Source organism: Oleiphilus sp. HI0079 (assembly GCF_001635105.1).
The window spans coordinates 1-601 of record NZ_LWFT01000711.1; the positions used below are offsets into that span (position 1 = coordinate 1).

The window sequence follows — 601 nt, forward strand, 5'->3', positions numbered from 1 at the left end:
CAGTTGGGCAATATCAGTCGATCGGGTTCGCATAAGATTGGAGTAATTGTTTTTGGTCGAAATAATAGGGTCAAAGATCTCTACGACCAAATTTCAGCAGTGCTCACGAATTCTCGTATTCCCGTGCAAACATATATATCCAACTACAAAGATCATAAAGACGAAGATGAGTTGGATTTTCTTGCATCGCCTTCGGTGACGGTTATTAACGTAATGAGCAGTAAGGGGCTTGAGTTTGATAAAGTGTTTGTTTTTGGGCTGGACTCAGCGGATGCATTTGGAGTTGAGGCGGACAGAAATTGGAAACAGTTATATGTCACGGCGAGTAGAGCAAAGTCAGATTTATTCATATACGTGCGCCCCGAGTCCAGAGGTAACGTTGGCGATGGAGTAAGGATTTTTCCGGACCCCGAAAGTCAGCTTTGTAGATATATTTCGCGTGATTTGGAGTTAGACGAATCCGAATTCCAGAAGCAGCTTAGCGACGTCGGCTACATGAGTAGTCGATATATGCAGTTATTGAACGATGATAGTACAAAGCGCGTGAGTAAAAAGCTCATGAGGCTTTCTTTGGCCGAAAGAGAGAGTGTCTGTAAGAGTG

The 601-nt window shown here is 43.6% G+C and carries 1 protein-coding gene; it reads left to right on the forward strand.

Annotated features, from left to right (window positions below; genetic code table 11):
- On the forward strand, positions 1-601 hold a 601-nt coding region (locus tag A3750_RS12930), incomplete at both ends, for an ATP-binding domain-containing protein (protein ID WP_197475025.1).